Raw genomic sequence first — 15,258 nt, forward strand, 5'->3', positions numbered from 1 at the left:
GGTGTTATTTATAGTTCTTTGTTGAAAATATCGAAATCTCCAGCCGCTGCGGCTTTCAGTAAAAGTGACTGCCAGAGGTTGATATGGACGATTTCGCGATCTGTTTCGGCTCTATTAAGTGTATATAGGGTTTGGGTGACATCCACAAGTGTCGCTAGACCGTTTTTGTACATCGCCATCTTTTGATTGTAGGCCTGTAGGGCAGCTGACACCTGTCTTGGTGCTTCAATATCGCTCTGCTGGGCTAACTTGATTTTAACATCAGCGGCATCGAGCTGCGCGGCAAATTGCGCCGCAGTAGTTTGATATTCCTCCCGCAAGGCGTCGTTGGTGTATCGTTGTGCACTGATTTTTTTGTTGATACGCGCGATCGAAGTTAGGTTCCAGTTGATCCCCAGACCCAAAAGATAGTTTTGTCGGTTGGGACGAATACCTTCCCAATAATTTCTTGTAAAAGCTTGAAGATCTGTAGTGTAATCGCTTTTGAAACCGGAACCCCTTGCCTGGAAAACTCCGAAAGCGGAGAGGGTTGGTAAAAATTCCTTGTTTGAAAGCTTCAGCTGTTGTTCGCCCACTTCAATCCGGCTTTTGTAATATTGAAGTACCGGATTATTGTCTACCAAAGCTGGGTCAGTGCTCAGCAGCTGAGCCGGTGTTTTTGTTACCAGCGCAGTGTCAATCTGAAGGTCTGTCGAATTGATTCCCATCAATACCGTTAATTTGTTGTTTTGTTCCTTCACATTTTCTCCGGCCTGATTCAAACTGATCTTGGCACGGGATACCTCTGCCGAAGCCAATGTTGAATCGACACCGGGCAAAATCCCGTTTTTGGCTTTTGTCGCAGCGATGTTAAAGAATACCAGAGCGCGATCCAGGTTTTTCTGTTGATTTTTCTGGAGACGTTGGCTCGCCAGAAGATTCAGATAGGCTGCGGCAATCTTGATCTTATGTTGAAATTGTTCTTGTTGGAGATCAATTTCCAATCGTCTGCTGTCCGCTTTACTCAATTCGATGCGCTCTTTCCTACGGCCAAAGGTGTAGATATCCCAATTGATGTTGGCAAGATAAAGCGCTCCGAATGCGGAATTCCAGTTCTGTTCCGGAAGTGCCGCCCCCGAAGACGCAACCCCCAGTCCACCAAATCCATACAGTGGGCCATTCTGTCCATTGATGGTTCCATAATCTTGTTGCGCTGCAACGGTCAAATTAGGCCAGAAGTCGCGTTTTACCTGTTCGTTGGTCTGTAGTGCTGACTGGACATAATACGCCTTTGCCTTAATAATTCCATAATTTGCCAGACCTTGGTCCACAGCATCACGGATGGTAAGCTTTTGTGCAAATAAGGTTGAGGTCGCAAGTGATACAGCCAATGACAACACTAAATTCAATTTCAGCATAGGTTATATATCATTTTATGGAAACGAAGATAAGACCATGCTTGCTGTAAAGTCCTTTTAAAATGATCTATAGCGTTTAAAAGTGACCAATGTAATTCGTCATTTATTTTTCGGTGGTTATAAACTTAATACTTTTACTTTGTAACAGATTTTTAACAAAACAAGGGATTATGAGAAAGGTGCTGGAGAATAAGATCATACAGGAAATTACATTATTGATCTTTTCGTTTATCCTCTTTACGTTGAATGACTGGATCCTGATTTTAAGCTGGAAAGGTTTTTTAATGGGGGTGATCTATTTTTTGATCTTATATATCCATGCGCAGGTGAACCGTTTTTTTCTGCTGCCGCTGCTGCTGAAAAAGAATAAAGCTGTACTGTATGCGCTGTTCTCCATCGCAATGCTGTTGGTTTTTGCCCTCATTTTAAAAGAAATAACGGAAAATGTAATCTACAAAAATTGTTTTCTGTACAAAAATCTCGCTCAGAAAACATTCCATTATCAGGTCGGCGTATTATTGGGCTCGTTAATCTGTATTTTGGGCAGTATTCAATTTATTGAATTTTATCGCTTTCAGCGGTTGAAAACACGACGGGAGCTGCTTTCTAACCAAACGCAATTGTCTAATTTGAAAAAACAGCTGAACCCTCATTTTTTGTTCAATACCTTAAACACCATTTATGGTATCAGCCTCAAATTTCCGGAACGTACTTCTGAACTGATTATCAAGGTATCGCAATTGCTGCGTTATCAAATGGAAAGTAGCGATAAGGAATTTGTGTCTATGGATGATGAGATTGACTTTATTTCGAGCTATATCGAATTGGAACGGGAACGCCTTGGGTATCGTACGAAGATTGACTTTGATTACCAGCGAGAGGAGGGAGTCAATTATCAGATTGCGCCAATGCTACTGATCACATTTGTAGAGAATGCCTTTAAACATGGCACCTGTAGTATAGAAGATTGTTACGTAGCAATTTCGATCAGGATTGAAAAAGGGAACTTATATTTGCATGTGCGAAATTCCGTTCCCGTGAAAAAAATGAACGTTTTTTCGGCAAAAATAGGTTTGGAAAATACGGTAGCACGATTGAAATTGTTATATCCTAACCGCTATCAGTTAAATACAAACGCCAGTAAAGAGGAGTTTGAGGTATCTTTAGTCATAAATCTTTAGCTATGGAGAAAAATCGCTGTATTGTGGTTGACGACGAACCAGCTGCACATTATGTATTGGTCAATTATATCGAAAGAAGCGCTGATCTGGAATTGGCTGCCCAATGTTACAATGCATTTGAAGCACTGGAATATCTGCGCAATAATAGGGTCGACCTGATTTTTCTGGATATTGATATGCCCGAAATCACTGGAATGGAGTTTCTGAAAATGTTGGACAATCCACCTAAAACGATACTAACAACAGCTTACTCGGAATATGCATTGGAAAGCTATGACTACGGCGTTATTGATTATTTATTGAAGCCGATATCTTTCCCCCGTTTTTTTAAAGCTGTTCAACGCTTTCTTTCCTACACCGGTAGTCTGATCCCACAAGAGGAGGAACCAAAGACAATCAGTATCCGCATGGATGGACGGTTGATTGAGGTGAAGCTTGCCCAAATTGACTTTATTCAAAGTTTTGGTAATTATGTAAAAATCGTGACGCCCGCGCAGACCTATCTTACGGCCAGTACTACCCAGCAGATTTTAAAACAAGTACCTGCTTCCAAATTTGTCCGCATCCATAAATCGTATATTGCCTCCATCAACAAGGTTAGCAAATATGAACATGGCATGGTGCAGATCAATGATATGAGTCTGCCTGTTGGGATCACTTTCAGAAGGGAATTACAAGAACGTCTCGGCAACAGATAAGATTACTCTTCCGATCGCACATGGGGCTGATGGAATACCGGGAAATTCATTGAATTTGCAATAAAGCAATACTCACTGGCCTTTTTGTGGAGTGCGATTGCTTTGTCGATCATTTCCGGTCGCTGAACACGAATAGAAGGACTAAGTATAACCTCTTTAAAGAAGCCTTTGCCACTCTCTTCCTCGATCATTGTCCCTGTGGCATGGTCAATATACGATTCCACGATAATATTGTTGACCGAACAGAAATGAAGATACCATAGCATGTGGCAGGAGGATAGGGACGCAAGTAAGAGGTCTTCGGGATTGTGCTTGTTGGGATCCCCGCGAAATGCCGGATCAGAAGAGCCCTGGATAATCACTTTGTCCTTTATGCTGATCTGGTGGCTTCTTTCGTAGTTCTTATAATGATCTGTACCACTGCCTAAATTGCCTGTCCATTCGACAGTCGCTTTATATTGATGTTCTTTCATCGAGAAATATATTTTTAATAGCTAATCCGTTATGAAGTTATAAAATATCCGAAACATATTTCCAATAAAATCCGCTCGTCCATGGGGTTGCGCCGTCGTTGGCCAATCCTCTATCCTGGCAGACCTCCTAGCTTTCTAAAGGGAATAAAACAATTGTCGGAAACCTTGGTTCGGATTTAGGGATAAACTATATTTGCTGTATATCAATCAGCATTATCCTATGGATCAAAAGCTATTAGCGGAGAGCATCCTGAATCAAATTGATCTTAATGTCCAAGAGAAGGAACTTTTCTTTTCTTTTGTCAAATTGAAAAAGGTCAAGAAGAAACAGGTTTTATTGTTGGAAGGGGATGTGAGCCGTTATGCTTTATTTGTCGTTTCGGGCTGTCTGCGCAGTTATTGTGTGGATGAAAATGGTAGTCCTTATATTCAGCAATTTGCTCCTGAAGGCTGGTGGATTGGGGATATGTATAGCCTTATTACGGGCAAGCCGGGGCATCTTGTTGTGGATGCATTATTTGATTCTGAAATCGCTATGATTGCCAAGGTGGATCTGAATAGGCTGTACAAAGAAATCCCGCAGTTGAATATTTACTTCAGAATACTTGCGGAAAATGCCTTGGTCTATTACCAAAGCCGTGCGATGGAAAACTTACGTTTGACCGCTAGGGAACGTTATGAACGATTTTGCACCCGCTACCCTAGCTTGATCGCCTGTTTACCTCAAAAGCAGGTTGCAGCCTATATTGGCGTGACCCCCGAATTCTTAAGTAAGATGCTGAATCAATAAAGGCAGTTACCACTTTTCCTGTAGCAATGTCTCCAACTGACTGATTTCCTCCTGATACATTGTTTTCTTGCGTGTTCCAAAAAAGAGGGTATTCTCCACAGGAGATTGTCCTTCCCAGACCAGTTTTATTTTGCCGGAAGCAATGGCTTCTGCACATAAAAAATCAGGAACAATGGAAAAGCCCTTGTTATTGCTGAGACATCGTATAATAGAACTGATATTAGGTACAATGTAATTGGGACTAAAATCCGGATGTTCGCCAAAATGCGTTGACCAGAAATTCCTGAGATGATCCATATCCGCTGCGGTGCTGTACCATAGCTGTTTTTTTAATAGCATTGAGGCTTCCTTAATCTTGTTGTCATGCAATAAGGCTTCTAAGTCAGCGGTGTCGGTCTGGCCACCCGCAATCAATACAATACGTTCTTTCGAAAAAGCCTGATAAATCAAATTCTGTTGATTACCCTTTTGTGGTGTAATAATTAAGTCAAGTAGCCCATTGTCCAGATCCTGTTGCATCTGCGGATATTCACCAAATTTAATGATCAGGTTAAAGGGGAGTTGCGCAATATGCTCCTCTAAGGTGTATTGAAAGGTTTCAAAACACATGCCGACACTGATGGTAATACGCTCATCCAGGGTACGTTTGTGAAAATGCTGCTCGCCTGTTTCAAGTTTCTTCAGTGGATCTATAATATAGTTGTATAGAATTTTACCTTTCTCCGTCGGAACCATCCTACGTGCGGACCTATCGAAAAGTTTGTGCCCGGTAAACGCTTCCAAAGAGTTGAGATGTAGACTCACACCGGGCTGTGAGATAAACAATTCCTGTGCCGCAGCAGACAGGGTACCGGTCTCATAGATCGCTTTAAAAGTGCGCAGCCATTCTAAGTTCCATTTCATATCTATTATTTTAATGATACAAATGTACAATTTAAATTATTTGTATTATCTATAATAATGATAGAAATTTGTGTTATCAATAATAAAAATTATAGAAATGAATATATTTATTATCAATGGCGGGCAGGAATTCGCACATTCAGGTGGTTCTTTTAATACCACAATTACGAATTGGACGGTACAAACTTTAATTAAAAACGGATTTGAAACGCGTGTGACAAATGTAAACGATGCATTTGATCCAATGGTAGAAGCAGAAAATTTTAAATGGGCGGATATTATCGTGTATCATTTCCCTGTATGGTGGTTTCAGGTACCTAATCGTCTGAAGCTTTATATCGATGAAGTTTTTACGGCTGGACACAATAATGGAATCTATCGGAGTGATGGTCGTTCACGCAAGAATCCCGCAATCAATTATGGTACCGGTGGATTGATGCATGGGAAAAAGTATTTTGTGACCTCGAGCTGGAATGCGCCAGATACTGCATTTACCATGGAGGGTGAGTTTTTTGATCAACATTCTGTTGACGAGGGGGTTCTGTTCGGTTTTCATAAGATGAATCAATTTGCGGGACTGGAAAGTATCGGAAGTTTCCATTTTCATGATATGGAGAAGGGGGCAACGCAGGAACGTGTAGACAATTACGAAAAAGAGTATAAAGAATATCTGGAAGAAGTATTTTATTTTGAGAATCAATTATCATGAGGATTTATATAACCGCTATTTTAAAAGCAAATCCGTTGTATCGAGATGAAGTCAGGGCTACATTGCAACATATGGTCCAAGAAAGCCGCAAAGAAGCCGCTTGTATGCAATATGACCTACATCAGACGACAGACGATGAGAATCAGTTTATCTTTTATGAAATTTGGGAAAGCCGTGCTGGACTGGAACACCACAATCAGCAACCTTATATCCTGGCATTCGGACGCATGGCGGAGGAGAAGTTGCAAGAGACGCCGCAGATTTATTTAATGGAAAGAATAGCCTGACACTAGTTTGGTAAAGTCAGGGGACTGGGTGAAGGATAAAATGGACTGCTATTAAAAATATTCGGATCATTCGTGTTTGCGTTGTCAGCGACAAGCTGCTATTTATCAACACGAATGATTCTATTGGTCCCTTGTTCTACGCCAATGGTCAGCTTATTTCGTTGCTTTAAACTCTTTTGTAAAAGGCTTAACTCATCTTTTCGTTCACCATTTTTGGTGTCTAACCAAAAAGAAGCGGCCATCATACCGATCTGTATCCTGTAAACTGAATCCTGATCAGGGACGACCTGTTCAATGACCTGATTTTCATACCAGATCAAATTCTCGTCATTCTTTTTAACAGAACAGGAAAATAGCACAAGACCTACGATTAATAAGATGCTTCCGCTCAAAAGATACCTAAGTTTAAAATCCATCTGCATGTTGTTTGATAGCTAAATCTACATTTTTTTCTTTACCTCAGCGCTAAAATATTGTATAAATCTGATGTTTGATGCATTATTTTTGCCAATTAAATCCTACGAGGTGAATACAGATTACAGTTGATGTCTATTGCGTGTTTGGGTTCCTTACTTGTGCGGTCTCTTTCAAAAGCTATTTTTTCTTATACCGATAGGTAGCTTCTAGATGATCAAGAAATTGAAATAGCTTATAGTTCATTTCGGTATAGTCGTAACTGCGGATTTGATCCGGGGTCTGGACAAACCTGTGCACCTGGCTTTTGTGCAAGAGATCTTTTTCTGCTTTGATCAGCAGTTCAACAACTTCTGCATTGAGTTCCATATGGCATTGGAAACCGTAGACCAAATCGTTGTATTTTACAATCTGTCGCGGGCAACCTGCACTGGTGGCGAGTACCTGACTGCCCGGACTGAGCCCCGGCATGTCATTATGCCAATGACCGACAGCAAGGGATTTGCCAAAATGCTGTATTTTCTTGTCCTGTAAACCGTCTTCAGTCAGTTGGATCGCAAAGACGCCTATTTCTTTTTCCGGACTCGGTTCGTAGGTTGCTCCTAGCGCCTCACCGATCAATTGTGCTCCCAGACAAACGCCGATGACGGCTTTACCAGCATGGATACATTGCTTAATCAAAGCAATTTCAGCAGGTGCATCATAATAGGGATATTCTTGTGGAGACGAATCTGGACTTTGGGGCCCACCCATAATGACCAATAGGTCTATCGTCACGCTATCTTGCGGTAGCGTTTCATTTTGATATACTCTAGAGAAACTCGTTTTATGTTGTCGTGATACCGCCCATTGTAAATAGGCTCCTGGAGCTTCAAAATCTTCATGTTGGATAAAATGCACATTCATAAGCTATATTTATAGATCAGATTTTCTATTCCATCAAATTCTCGTTCCAATAGTAATTATCGGGCGTATTTCGCTGTCCGAATATTGCTGTGCCTACCCGCACAATAGTTGCGCCCTCTGCAATCGCGATGTCCAGATCTCCGCTCATTCCCATGGATAATTCTTGCATTGTCACGTTCGGGATGTCGAGCCTGATAATTTCTTGTTGAATCTGTTTGAGCAACTGGAAACACTTACGCACTCGGTCAGCCTCGGCACTCAGCAGACCGATCGTCATCAGGCCTTTTATATGTAAGGTATTGAAAACCGAAATCTGCCTGACAAGGTCAATGACCTGATCTGGAGCAGCACCATATTTACTCTCCTCGTAAGATGTATTTACCTGAATGAGTATATCTATTGTTTTATTTTCGGCTGTGAGCCGCTGATGGAGCTTTTGAGCTAAATCGAAGCGATCTATGGAATGCACGCAGGAAACATTATACTTAAGGATTTCTTTGATTTTATTGGTCTGCAAGTGTCCAATAAAATGATTGCTGTGTGGAATCTCTTTCAGATCTTCGTATTTCTCCTTTAGTTCCTGCACCTTGTTTTCGGCAATTAAGGTCTGTCCGGTTTGTAAAGCGATTTTTATGCGCTCTGCTGCTACAGTTTTTGTTGCGAGCAATAATTTTACTTCTTGTGGATCTCTGCCGTTTTTTTGGCAAGCTTCTTTGATCCGATGCCGTACAGTATTTATATTGTCGATAATGGTTGAATTCATTTTTTTGAATTAATTGTTGGTCCAATTTTTTTTCATCATAATATCGGTTTGTTCATCATCACCCAATCTGAAAATATGTTTATCGAAGGCGACGAAGCCATTTTTTTGATAAAAACTGATTGCACGAAGATTTTCCTCCCATACTCCCAACCAGATGAACCGAACATTTTTTAACCGGGCAATATCCAATGCTTTTTCATAAAGAAGCTGTCCTACTTTTTTTCCATGAAATTCTTGTAATACATAGATACGTTCTATTTCCAGTGCATGCTCATGTTGTAATTCTGTTTGCGCCTGTTCACTGTTTATTTTGAGATAGCCAATGACCCTATTATCGAGTTGCGCAAAATAAAACTCCGACCCTTGATTGCTCAATTCAGCCAATAGTGTTTCATTCGAGAATTTTTCCGCCATGTATTTCGTCATATTATCTGCTGTATTGGCTTCAGAAAATGCCTCGATAAAGGTCTGCTGACTTATACTTTGCAATAGATCAATATCAGTCATTTTCACTTTGAGAATTTTTATGTTTATTGAATTTTTGTCCATGTGAATCTGTGTAATAAATTAAGACTGTAAGTTTCTGATAGATTTAGCGATGCTCTTTTCGACAGAATTGCCCCCTTTCTCTAAATGTGTAGCTATACGTTCCCTTTCGGCGGGCGCTTTGTTCTGACTAATCTTTTTTTGCCCCTGTAGATCCGTTACCTCTAGCTCAAAGGCAACAATACCTCGCATCATGCCTTTTTTAAAACGATCGGGCAATCCTTGCCATTGGTTTAAATAAGCACTGTCGTAGGTCTTGATCATTTGTTCAAGCACTGCTATCTTTTCGTCCTCATTGTTTATAATCCGTGCTGTTCCGTAGGCATGTACAGCGATATAGTCCCAAGTTGGGACGCTTTCCTCCTTGTCGTAATGCATGGGGGATATGTAGGCATGTGGTTCCGAAAAAATAACCAACGAAGTGTTTTCTACAATATAATTGGCTTGCTCATTTGCGACAGCAAAATGCGAACTTAAAAAGAGCTTATCAGCATGTTCGTTGATCTGAAAAGGAAGTTGCGTCGCTATCGGAATATTGTTTTTAATGGATACAATCGTTGCAAAACTATATTCTTTCATAAATGCAAGCTGTTCCCTATAGTCTTCAAATTGAAAATGTCTGGGTACGTACATACAAGGGTGTTTTTGTGATTACAACAAAAATAGGGCTAAAGTGATTGGAGTAAATGGTCCAAATCCAATAAAGTGGCTGGTCCAGTGACAACACTATACGCATTCTCGTGAGGTTGAATGGCCGGATGGTACTGTCGCTGCCGAACTGATGTATGTGTTGGTTTTATAATGGTCAGCTAACAAGGCCTGTTTTATTTTACCTTGTTAGCTGGCAAATTTTTTAGCGCCACCCACACAGAGTATGACACCAATGGTAACGAATAGCATCCCGATATTCACTTCTTCGTGAAGCAGACTGGCGGCTAAGATGAGACCAAAGAAGGGTTGAAGGAGCTGGAGTTGACCAATAGCAGCAATTCCACCCTGGGCTAATCCTTTATACCAAAAGATAAAACCGATAAACATGCTAAAGAGGGAGACGTAAGCAAGACTTGTCCAAGCTGCAATACCTACGTTTGCCACCGTTGTTGGAAGGAAAATAAAAGTCAGGGGCAGAACCACTGGCAATGAAAACACCAATGCCCAGGAAATTACCTGCCAACCGCCCAATGTCTTTGAAAGCTTGCCCCCTTCGGCATACCCCAGTCCACAAAGAATAACAGAAAATAACATCAGTATATCTCCGACGGGGGAGGAAGATATGCCTTGCTTGAGCGCATATCCAACTACCAAAAGACTGCCGAGTATCGAAAAGATCCAGAATACCGGGCGGGGACGTTCGCTACCACGAATGATACTAAAAACTGCGGTCGACACAGGAAGTATACCTACAAAGACAATGGAATGTGCGGAGGTCACATAACGTAGGGCCAGGGCGCTCAATAGGGGGAAGCCAATGACTACGCCCAAGGCCACAATACCAAGGGACAAAAACTGTGTTTTTTGAGGAAGTTTTTCCTTATTGATCAATAATACGATCAGCGCAAGCATGCCTGCGATGGTAGCGCGGGCTACCGTTACAAAGAACGGATCCAAATCTAAGACTGCTATCCGTGTCGCTGGCAATGAACCACTAAATATAATTACACCAAGTAAACCGTTTAGCCAACCGTTTGATGATTTTGTCTCTCCTGTATGAATGCCCATTGTCCTATGATCTAAATTTTGATACAAATCTCGTGAATAGTTAAGGTTGAGTACAGTTACAGTTTTTGTTTAATTGATGGATACAGTTATATTTACAAAATGGGAAAAGACTTTCTGTACAGTGTTTTGGCGCAAAATATAGCAAGTAAAATAAAAAATGGTGTTCTCAAACCCAACGAACGGCTACCATCCGTGCGTATGTTGAGTAAGGAACATGGCATTAGTATGAACACAGCTAAGCGAGTATTTCTCGCGTTGGAAGCGCAATCACTAATTTATTCGATACCGCAGTCGGGGTATTTTGTTAACGCATTGAATCAGCACAAATTACAGCTACCCGAAACAGGTCAAATACGGCTTATGGCGGATAGTGTTGAACCCAATGAGCTGATCAGTAATGTCTACGCTAATATGGGCCGTAAAGACCTCACCTTGTTTTCCATCGGTGTTCCCTCAGGGGACTTACTGCCTTTAGCGAAATTAAAAAAGGAAATTGTACTTGCAAGCCGGGTATTAGATGCTGGTGGCGCTGAATATGAATCTTTACAGGGGAATTTGAAATTGCGGAGGATGGTAGCAGCGCGCTCCCTGGGTTGGGGCGGGGGATTGACAGCGGATGATGTTATCACAACGAATGGCTGTATGCACGCTTTGTCGCTCTGTCTGATGGCGTTGACCAAGCCGGGAGATACCATTGCGCTGGAGAGTCCCTGTTATCCCGGTATTTTGCAGTTGGTCCTAAGTTTGGGATTAAAGGTCATTGAATTGACCTGCGATCCAATGTCAGGAATTGATATCCATGCTCTTGAACGTCTATTGCCCAAAATCAATGTTTGTCTGCTTGTACCAAATTTCAATACCCCATTGGGCTATTGTATGCCTGATAAAAATAAAAAGGAAGTGGTCAGGTTACTCGCCAAGTATGCTATTCCGCTGATCGAAGATGATACCTATGGCGATATCTATTTTGGCCGCGAACGTCCCAAATGTTGCAAAACATTTGACGAAGATGGTAACGTGCTATGGTGTGGCTCGGTATCAAAAACATTGGCCCCCGGCTACCGGGTGGGCTGGGTTGCAGCAGGTAAATACAAGGATCAGGTGCTCCGTCTGAAATTAATCCATGCCTTGTCGTCGACAACATTGATTCACGAGGCGGTGGGTAATTTTTTAATGACCGGGAGATATGATCATCATCTTTATCATCTTCGGAAAACATTGCTGGAAAACTATCAACGATTTGCCAATGTGATCGCGGAATCTTTTCCGGAAGGGACGCGGATCAGCAGACCCCAAGGAGGATTGGCATTGTGGGTAGAGTTGCCAAAAAGCATTGACACAACAAAGCTTTACAACTACGGATTAAAAAAGAAAATAAGTATTGCTCCGGGAAGAATGTTCACCCTTCAAAATCAATTTCAAAATTGCATGCGCCTTTGTTTGGGACTACCTTGGACAAATGAACTGAGATTTGCCCTCGTTCAATTAGGGAATTTAGCAAAGATGATGCAACATGCCAATAAAACTGATAAAGACATCTAGGGTAGCTCTTATGTATGCGTTTTGAAGATGGCTGAATTGGCGCCGGGAAGATCGAGGAATACAAGGGAGGACCGGCTGCAATTTGATATAAATTGCATATAAATTGATACGAAGCGGCTGCTGAATGTCAGTTATTCCAACGTTATTTGTTGTTAAGCGTAATATTTTTTTGAAGCATGTATAATGACTCTTTTTTATGCCTGAAAACAGCTACGTCGCTAATTTTATCAAAATATATGATTAAACCCTTTAAAAAACCTATTTTTAAGATGAACAAACTCGGAAAAGTGAGTTTTTGTTGTTTGCTGGCTTGTATATCAAGTTTTTTTGATGCGCAGGCACAACAACGAAAAGCTCCAGCCTATCCATTGATTACCCATAATCCAAACTTTAGTATCTGGTCAATGACGGATCAGCTGAATGCTTCGACCACCAAACACTGGACGGAAGCGGATCATTCACTGCTCGGACTGATCAATGTTGATGGTCATATCTATCGTTTTCTTGGGAAGGAGGAACCCAGTTATAAAACGATTCTTCCTACGGCGGAGGATCAGCCCTTTACTGTACAATATACTGAGACTAAACCGGCGGGAGACTGGCAGTCTTCTTCTTATCAGGCCAGTGACTGGAAATCAGGTGCTGCTCCTATAGGAGATGATCAAAGACATGTCAAGACCTTGTGGAAATCAGATGATATCTGGGTGCGCCGTGCCTTCAATGTGACCGACCCGCAACGCATCAACCAACTCTTCCTGAAATTGAACCATGACGATAACGTGGTGGTATTTTTAAATGGGAAAAAAGTTTATGAAAAGGCAGGTTGGACAAATAGTTTTCAATACCTGCCCATAAATAAATCTGATCTCAAAGCCGGACAGAATCAGATTGCTGTCCACTTACGAAATACTGCTGGCGGCCGTTATCTTGACTTTGGCTTGGTCGATAAGCTTAAAGAGAGCGGGCCTAAAATACAGACTGCCGTACAGAGGGATGTGGACGTAACAGCCACGCGTACCATATACAACTTCCAGGCGGGCAACGTTGACCTGAAACTGACCTTTACATCGCCGCTATTAATGGATGATCTCAATCTATTGGCTAGACCTGTATCCTACATTACGTATCAGGTAAAGGCAAATGATGGAAAGCAACATGCTGTTAAAGTCTTTTTAAGCGCGGCATCCAATATCGCGGTATATAAACCATCACAAGAGGTCGTTGCTGAAAAATATGAGACTGACAAATTAGCTATTTTGAAAGCAGGAACAGTCGAACAACCTATGTTGCAAAAAGGAGCCGATGATATGCGTATTGACTGGGGGTATTTTTATGTTGCTTCCCCAAAAGCGGATCAAGCCCAACAGTTTGTAAGTCCAATGGCAACGGCAGTGGACGACTTTAGAAAAGGGAATACGAAGTCAACAAGTACAAAGGGAACGGCATTATCATTGAATACGATCATTCCTTTTGAGAAAGTGGGCAACAAAGAAGTTGAACGTTTTGTTGAACTTGGGTATGATGAAATTTATGCTATCCAATATTTCAAAAAAGATCTGCGGCCCTGGTGGAATAATTCGGGTAAGGAAACCATCGAAAATCAGCTCACCTTAGCGGCCAATGAATATCGCTCCGTGATGGACAGGTGTGTTGCTTTCGACAAGGAGGTCTATGCCGATGCATTGAAATCGGGTGGAAAGGAATATGCCCATTTAACCACATTGGCTTATCGGCAAAGTATTGCTGCCCACACGCTGGTAAAAAGTCCACAGGGCGAATTGTTGTGGTTATCAAAGGAAAACAACAGCGGTGGCTTTATTAATACCGTCGATGTCACTTATCCATCTGCACCTTTATACTTGATCTATAATCCGGAATTGTTGAAGGGCATGTTGACTGGTATCTTTTACTTTAGTGAAAGCGGCAAATATCCTCACCCCTGGGCAGCACATGATTTGGGGACATATCCATTGGCCAACGGGCAGACTTATGGCGAACCGATGCCTGTTGAAGAGTCTGGAAATATGATTATTTTAACGGCAGCGATTTCGAAAGTACAGGGGGATGCAAGCTATGCAAAGAAACATTGGGAGACACTTACCACTTGGGTAGACTATCTTGTAAAAGATGGTTTTGACCCTAAAACACAATTGTGTACGGATGATTTTGCCGGTCACCTTGCCCGCAATGCAAATTTGTCGGTGAAGGCCATCGTGGGGATTGCCTGTTATGCACAGATGGCCGAAGCGATCGGTGAAACTGAGACTGCCAAGAAATATCGTGCCATCGCCGAGGAAATGGTGCCAAAATGGATGGAAATGGCCGATGCTGGAGACCATTATGCGCTGACATTTGACAATAAAAATACCTGGAGCCAAAAATATAATCTGATCTGGGATAAAGTGTTGGGACTAAATTTGTTCCCGCAAAAAGTCTATAATACGGAAATCAAGTATTACCTCACCAAACAAAGCAGATTCGGAATTCCGTTGGATAGCCGAAAAGCGTATACAAAAAATGACTGGATTTTGTGGACTGCAACATTCGCACCGACACGGGAAGAATTTGAAGCTTTGGTACACCCGGTTTACAACCATGCGATCCAAACAGAATCACGTGTTCCACTAAATGATTTTTACGATGCGAATACAGGGATACGTGAGAATTTTAAAGCACGTAGTGTCGTAGGCGGTTTTTATATGAAGCTCTTATCGGATAAACTTCAGCGAAAATAAGCGGCGAACATACCCTAATTCAAATTAAGTGTTTTATAAAAGAGCTCGGCATTCCACCGGGCTCTTTTCCTTTTCGCTGCCTTCTGTTCCCGTGTTTGTGCGCTCCCTCAGATTCCCGCCAACGAGTCAATGTTTGAACGCTCATTTTCACTTGTTGGAGGTCTTCTTTATCTTTTTGCGCTAGACTATAAATTT

General features: G+C 41.7%; 16 protein-coding genes. 7 read left to right on the forward strand and 9 right to left on the reverse strand.

Annotated elements, in window-relative coordinates; translation table 11 throughout:
• Nucleotides 1-8: 8 nt before the first annotated feature.
• Nucleotides 9-1,397, reverse strand: a complete 1,389-nt coding sequence (locus G6053_RS06625; RefSeq protein ID WP_165305885.1) for a TolC family protein — start codon at nt 1,395-1,397, stop codon at nt 9-11.
• Between the two features lie 170 nt (nt 1,398-1,567).
• On the opposite strand from G6053_RS06625, the gene G6053_RS06630 reads away from it, so the two are divergent.
• Nucleotides 1,568-2,578, forward strand: a complete 1,011-nt coding sequence (locus tag G6053_RS06630; protein WP_165305886.1) for a histidine kinase — start codon at nt 1,568-1,570, stop codon at nt 2,576-2,578.
• A 2-nt stretch (nt 2,579-2,580) separates the two neighbouring features.
• Nucleotides 2,581-3,276: a LytTR family DNA-binding domain-containing protein gene (locus G6053_RS06635; RefSeq protein ID WP_108632832.1), complete on the forward strand. Its 696-nt coding sequence runs from the start codon at nt 2,581-2,583 to the stop codon at nt 3,274-3,276.
• Nucleotides 3,277-3,278: 2 nt separating this feature from the next.
• Here the strand turns inward: G6053_RS06635 and G6053_RS06640 are convergent, their stop codons facing one another.
• A complete protein-coding gene (locus G6053_RS06640; protein WP_165305887.1) occupies nt 3,279-3,749 on the reverse strand; it encodes an OsmC family protein in 471 nt (156 codons plus the stop codon).
• A 220-nt stretch (nt 3,750-3,969) separates the two neighbouring features.
• Here G6053_RS06640 and G6053_RS06645 point away from each other — a divergent pair, with 220 nt between their 5' ends.
• The gene (locus tag G6053_RS06645; RefSeq protein WP_165305888.1) at nt 3,970-4,539 is read left to right on the forward strand and encodes a Crp/Fnr family transcriptional regulator; all 570 of its coding nucleotides are present in this window, start codon (nt 3,970-3,972) and stop codon (nt 4,537-4,539) included.
• Nucleotides 4,540-4,545: 6 nt separating this feature from the next.
• Here G6053_RS06645 and G6053_RS06650 read toward each other — a convergent pair whose 3' ends face one another.
• Complete coding sequence (locus G6053_RS06650) at nt 4,546-5,442, reverse strand: LysR family transcriptional regulator (RefSeq protein ID WP_165305889.1); 897 nt, start codon at nt 5,440-5,442, stop codon at nt 4,546-4,548.
• Between the two features lie 97 nt (nt 5,443-5,539).
• Here G6053_RS06650 and G6053_RS06655 point away from each other — a divergent pair, with 97 nt between their 5' ends.
• Nucleotides 5,540-6,151 (forward strand): NAD(P)H-dependent oxidoreductase, encoded by a 612-nt coding sequence (locus tag G6053_RS06655; protein ID WP_165305890.1) that lies wholly within the window; start codon nt 5,540-5,542, stop codon nt 6,149-6,151.
• Nucleotides 6,148-6,438: a putative quinol monooxygenase gene (locus G6053_RS06660; protein ID WP_165305891.1), complete on the forward strand. Its 291-nt coding sequence runs from the start codon at nt 6,148-6,150 to the stop codon at nt 6,436-6,438. Before G6053_RS06655 ends, G6053_RS06660 begins: the two co-directional genes overlap by 4 nt.
• A 98-nt stretch (nt 6,439-6,536) precedes the next feature.
• On the opposite strand, the gene G6053_RS06665 is transcribed toward G6053_RS06660, so the two are convergent.
• From G6053_RS06665 to G6053_RS06690, 6 genes are all read right to left on the reverse strand, one after another.
• Entirely contained in the window at nt 6,537-6,854 is a 318-nt protein-coding gene (locus G6053_RS06665) for a hypothetical protein (protein ID WP_146190990.1), read from the reverse strand.
• A 178-nt stretch (nt 6,855-7,032) separates the two neighbouring features.
• A complete protein-coding gene (locus G6053_RS06670) occupies nt 7,033-7,758 on the reverse strand; it encodes a glutamine amidotransferase (protein WP_165305892.1) in 726 nt (241 codons plus the stop codon).
• Nucleotides 7,759-7,783: 25 nt separating this feature from the next.
• A complete protein-coding gene (locus tag G6053_RS06675; protein WP_165305893.1) occupies nt 7,784-8,521 on the reverse strand; it encodes a YggS family pyridoxal phosphate-dependent enzyme in 738 nt (245 codons plus the stop codon).
• Nucleotides 8,522-8,530: 9 nt separating this feature from the next.
• The gene (locus G6053_RS06680) at nt 8,531-9,028 is read right to left on the reverse strand and encodes a GNAT family N-acetyltransferase (RefSeq protein WP_241255008.1); all 498 of its coding nucleotides are present in this window, start codon (nt 9,026-9,028) and stop codon (nt 8,531-8,533) included.
• Nucleotides 9,029-9,088: 60 nt separating this feature from the next.
• Nucleotides 9,089-9,700 carry an FMN-binding negative transcriptional regulator gene (locus tag G6053_RS06685; RefSeq protein WP_165305894.1) on the reverse strand — a complete coding sequence of 204 codons (612 nt, stop codon included), beginning with the start codon at nt 9,698-9,700 and terminating at the stop codon, nt 9,089-9,091.
• Between the two features lie 204 nt (nt 9,701-9,904).
• Nucleotides 9,905-10,786 (reverse strand): DMT family transporter, encoded by an 882-nt coding sequence (locus G6053_RS06690; RefSeq protein WP_165305895.1) that lies wholly within the window; start codon nt 10,784-10,786, stop codon nt 9,905-9,907.
• Between the two features lie 99 nt (nt 10,787-10,885).
• On the opposite strand from G6053_RS06690, the gene G6053_RS06695 reads away from it, so the two are divergent.
• Nucleotides 10,886-12,328: a PLP-dependent aminotransferase family protein gene (locus G6053_RS06695; RefSeq protein WP_165305896.1), complete on the forward strand. Its 1,443-nt coding sequence runs from the start codon at nt 10,886-10,888 to the stop codon at nt 12,326-12,328.
• Nucleotides 12,329-12,597: 269 nt separating this feature from the next.
• Entirely contained in the window at nt 12,598-15,063 is a 2,466-nt protein-coding gene (locus tag G6053_RS06700; protein WP_165305897.1) for a glutaminase family protein, read from the forward strand.
• The last annotated feature ends 195 nt before the right edge of the window (nt 15,064-15,258 follow it).

The sequence above is a fragment of the Sphingobacterium sp. DR205 genome, assembly GCF_011064245.1.
In the GTDB taxonomy this organism is placed as follows: domain Bacteria; phylum Bacteroidota; class Bacteroidia; order Sphingobacteriales; family Sphingobacteriaceae; genus Sphingobacterium; species Sphingobacterium athyrii.